Consider the following 4,425-nt stretch of genomic DNA (forward strand, 5'->3'; position numbering starts at 1 on the left):
TTCAAAGAGTTTCTCAGGCATCTGTAACAGTTGATAATCAAAAAACGGCAGATATTAAAAAGGGTTTGTTGGTTTTAGTCGGAATAGAAGATGCCGACACGCAAGAAGATATTGATTGGCTTGCGGGTAAAATCATTAAAATGAGAATTTTTGGAGACGAAAATGATGTTATGAACTGCTCAGTTCAGGATATTGACGGCGATATTATTGTTGTTAGTCAGTTTACGCTTCACGCATCAACAAAAAAAGGAAACCGTCCATCGTATATAAAAGCTTCAAAACCAGATTTTGCAATTCCTACCTACGAGAAGTTTGTTCAAACAATAGAAAAAGAGTTTGGCAAGAAAGTGCAAACAGGGATTTTTGGTGCAGATATGAAAGTAAATCTTCTAAACGACGGACCAGTTACCATTGTAATGGACAGCAAAAACAGGGAGTAAAAATATTATTAAACATTTGTTAAGGATTTCTGAAAATAATATATATTTGACGAAAATCCTTACTAATGAAAAATCTTTTTTTCGCATTATTTTTACTCTTAATAAACCTTACTTCATTCGCTCAAAAGAGCACTTATCCTATTCTTTCTATTCCAGATAGTTTAAAACAGAATGCAAATGCAGTTCTTCGTTTAGACCAAATGGATATTGTTATTGCTTCACAAAGAAGTATGAATATCAAGATCCAAAGAGTTGTTTCTGTTTTAAATGAAAAAGGATTAAGAGACATCAATGCCTACAATCATTACGATAAAACAACTTCGGTAAAAAATATTGAAGCTGTCGTTTATGATGCATTAGGAAATGAGATAAAAAAAATCAAAAGAAAAGACTTTAAAGATCAAAGCGCGGTAGGAGGCAGTACTCTTTTTTCGGATAGCAGAGTGCTTTATTTAGATTATACTCCTATTTCGTATCCTTTTACGGTTGCCTTTACGTGCGAAGTCGAAACTTCGAATACTGCATTTATACCAAAATGGTATTTTGTTGGCGGCTATAATGTAAGTATAGAAAAATGCTTGCTGAATGTTACTTTTCCAAAAGGATTGGGCTTTAAGAAAAAGGAGTTCCGATTTGATGACTTCAATATAAAAAAGACAGCAGACACAGAAACCAATTTAAGTTACTTAGCGACAAATATTGTAGCTCAAAAACAAGAAGATCTTAGTCCTTCCCCTTCAGATCTTTTTCCTAAAGTTATGATGGGGTTAGAAAATTTCCACTTAGAGGGAGTTGACGGAAATGCAACTACTTGGGAAGCATTTGGTAAATGGTATGGCGACAAAATCTTAAGCGGTACAACTGTTTTAACAGAAGAGACAAAAACAAAAATAAAAGCTTTGGTTGGCGATGAAAAAGACCCAGTTAAGAAGGCCAAAATAATTTACGATTACATGCAGAAAAAATCACGATATGTGAATATTGCGATTGGTATTGGCGGCTGGAAACCGATGTTGGCCAACGACGTTGATCGCTTAGGATATGGAGATTGTAAAGCATTATCAAATTATACAAAGGCACTTTTGCAGGTTGTAGACGTTCCATCGTACAATACGATTTTATATGGTGACCGTTATAAAGAAGATATTCAAACTGATTTTGTGTCGATGCAAGGAAATCATATGATTCTGGCAATTCCTAATAAAGATAGTTACATCTGGTTAGAATGTACTAGTCAAGATGATCCGTTTGGATATCAAGGCACTTTTACAGATGATCGTAATGTTTTGGTTGTAAAACCAGAAGGCGGTGAGATTGTAAGAACTAAAATCTATGATGATAAAGGAAATATACAAGATGGAAAAGGGGTTTACACAATCGATCAGACGGGTAATTTTTCTGGTGTTTTAAAAATTGCATCGCAAGGAAGTGTATATGCTTCTAAATCTCGAGTAGAAACGATGCCACCAAATGAAAAAGAAGAACACTATAAAGATTACTGGGATAATATTAACAATTTGAAATTAGGTAAAATCACTTTTACAAATGATAAAGAAAATATTCGTTTTACCGAAGATGTTCAATTAAGCGCAACAAATTATGGAACGCTTTCGGGCAATAAAATGATGTTTGTAGTTGATGCTTTTAATCAATATACAGGAAGTGTAAAACGAATTAGAAACCGTAAAAATCCATTTCAAATTCAGCGCGGTTATTTAGATACAGACGAAATTGAAATCAATCTTCCAGAAGGTTTTAGCATCGAATTTCTACCTTCAAATTATGAGCTAAAAGGAAAATTTGGAGAATATAAAACCGAAATAATTAAAAAAGACAATAGCAAGCTAACCTACAAAAGATTTATGTTGTTAAACAAAGGAAAATATTCTAGCAAAGAATATGATGAGTACCGTTTGTTTATGGAACAAATTTCTAGAAACGATAATGCCAAAATAATATTGACCAAAAACTAACAATTATAACCCAAAACCAACCAAAAATTACCAATGAAAATTATTAAACTATTTACGTTATCTGCGATTTTATTATTTTCTCCCAAAATAATTTCGCAGGAATTCAAGCTAGGAAAAGTAACTGTTGCCGAACTTGAACAAAAGGTGCACCCGAAAGATTCTTCGGCAGTTGCGGCCATACTTTTTGAGAAAGGACAAAATGTTTTCGACTACGATCAAGACAATGGTTTTACAATGCAGTTGGAAGTAACAGCTAAAATTAAAATCTATAAAAAAGAAGGCTACGATTGGGCCACAAAAAAAATAAGATATTATATAGCAGGAAACGGATCTAAAGAGAAAGTTCTTATTTCTGACGCGACAACATATAATTTAGTTAACGGAAAAATTGAGAAAACCAAATTAAAAGGTGAAGCCGAATTTGATGAAGCAATCAATAAATATTGGGCTCAGAAGGTTTTTACTATGCCAAATGTTAAAGAAGGTTCTATTGTTGAATTTAAATATATAATAAAAAATAACAGTATTGGAAGTCCAAGAGATTGGAATTTTCAGAGCACAATTCCTGTAAATTATTCGGAGTTTAAAATGTATGTTCCAGAATATTTTGTTTACAATAGAAATTTTAAAGGATATGTAAGTCCAAAAATTATTGAAGAAAAAAACAATAGATCAATCCAATATACATACAGAGAAGGCCGAAATGGAGTTGTGAGCGGAAGTGCTTCACAAGAAAAATTGGATTTTGTAGAAACAAGAACAGCTTATATTGCAGAAAACTTGCCAGCGTTAAAAGATGAAAATTATGTCAATAATATTGATAATTATACTGTAAGTCTAAGTCAAGAATTATCAATGACAAAATATCCTAATTCACCATTTAAGACCTTTTCTACAGATTGGAATTCGGTAGTAAAAACAATCTATGATTATGACGATTTTGGACCTGAATTAAATAAAACAGGATATTTTGAAGAAGATTTGAAAAAACTGCTCGTAGACTCGAAAACGCAAGAAGAGAAAATATGGACTATTTTTAATCATGTAAAATCGAACGTTAAATGGAATAACTATTTTGGTTATGGATGTGACAACGGAGTTAAAAAAGCGTACAAAGAAAAAACAGGAAATATTGCTGATATCAATTTGATGCTGACAGCAATGTTACGCTACTCGGGTTTAACTGCAAATCCGGTTTTAGTTAGCACGCGTTCAAACGGAATTGCTTTATTTCCAAATAGAACGGCATTCAATTACGTAATTGCGGCAGTAGAAACTCCTAATGGATATATTTTATTAGATGCATCAGAAAAATTTTCTACACCAAATATTTTGCCTCTTAGAGTTCTAAACTGGTCAGGAAGATTAATACGAAAAGATGGAACATCTGAAGAGATTAATTTAATGCCGGAAAAAACATCTTCTGATAATGTTTTTATGACTTACAATATTGAAGCCGATGGGAAAGTAACAGGAAAAACCAGAAGACAGTCTGTAGATTATAATGCCATGATTACAAGAAGCAAAATAAGCAATCTTAAAGAAGAAGAATATTTAGAAAAACTTGAAAATGGAAATAATAAAATAGAAATAAGTGAATATTCTAAAACTAATGAGAATGATATATTGCTTCCTATGGTTGAAACTTATTCATTTACTGGAAATAATTTTTGTGAGCTTATTGGAGAGAAAATTTATGTAAGTCCAATGTTATTTTTTACCAATGATAAAAATCCTTTTAAGCAGGAGGTAAGAGAATATCCAGTTGATTTTAGCTATCCTTTCGCCGAGAAATATAATATTACAATTAAAATTCCAGATGGTTTTGCGGTTGAAACATTGCCAGCTCCTGCTACTGTAACAATGGAAAGTAATCTGGGCGCTTTTAAGTTTAATATATTGGCAAATGGAAATACTTTACAGTTGGCTATTTTACATCAAATAAATGAAGCTATTGTATCTCCTGAAAAGTACGAGATGCTAAAAGAGTATTACAAAACAATGATTGCAAA

General features: G+C 32.2%; 3 protein-coding genes. All 3 read left to right on the forward strand.

Annotated elements, in window-relative coordinates:
* Positions 1-440: D-aminoacyl-tRNA deacylase (gene dtd / locus B3J44_RS23290; protein ID WP_286971792.1), on the forward strand; the 440-nt coding region annotated here is incomplete at its 5' end.
* Positions 441-505: 65 nt separating this feature from the next.
* A complete protein-coding gene (locus B3J44_RS23295; protein WP_286971793.1) occupies positions 506-2,413 on the forward strand; it encodes a DUF3857 domain-containing protein in 1,908 nt (635 codons plus the stop codon).
* A 33-nt stretch (positions 2,414-2,446) separates the two neighbouring features.
* Positions 2,447-4,425, forward strand: a 1,979-nt coding sequence (locus tag B3J44_RS23300; RefSeq protein ID WP_286971794.1) for a DUF3857 domain-containing protein, incomplete at its 3' end; no start/stop codon positions are given.

Source organism: Flavobacterium sp. UBA4854 (assembly GCF_002399805.1).
Lineage (GTDB): Bacteria > Bacteroidota > Bacteroidia > Flavobacteriales > Flavobacteriaceae > Flavobacterium > Flavobacterium ginsengisoli.

Bases quoted from the DNA above. Each gene is read 5' to 3' on its own strand.
- B3J44_RS23295 (WP_286971793.1), top strand. From the start codon at position 506: ATGAAAAATCTTTTTTTCGCATTATTTTTACTCTTAATAAACCTTACT.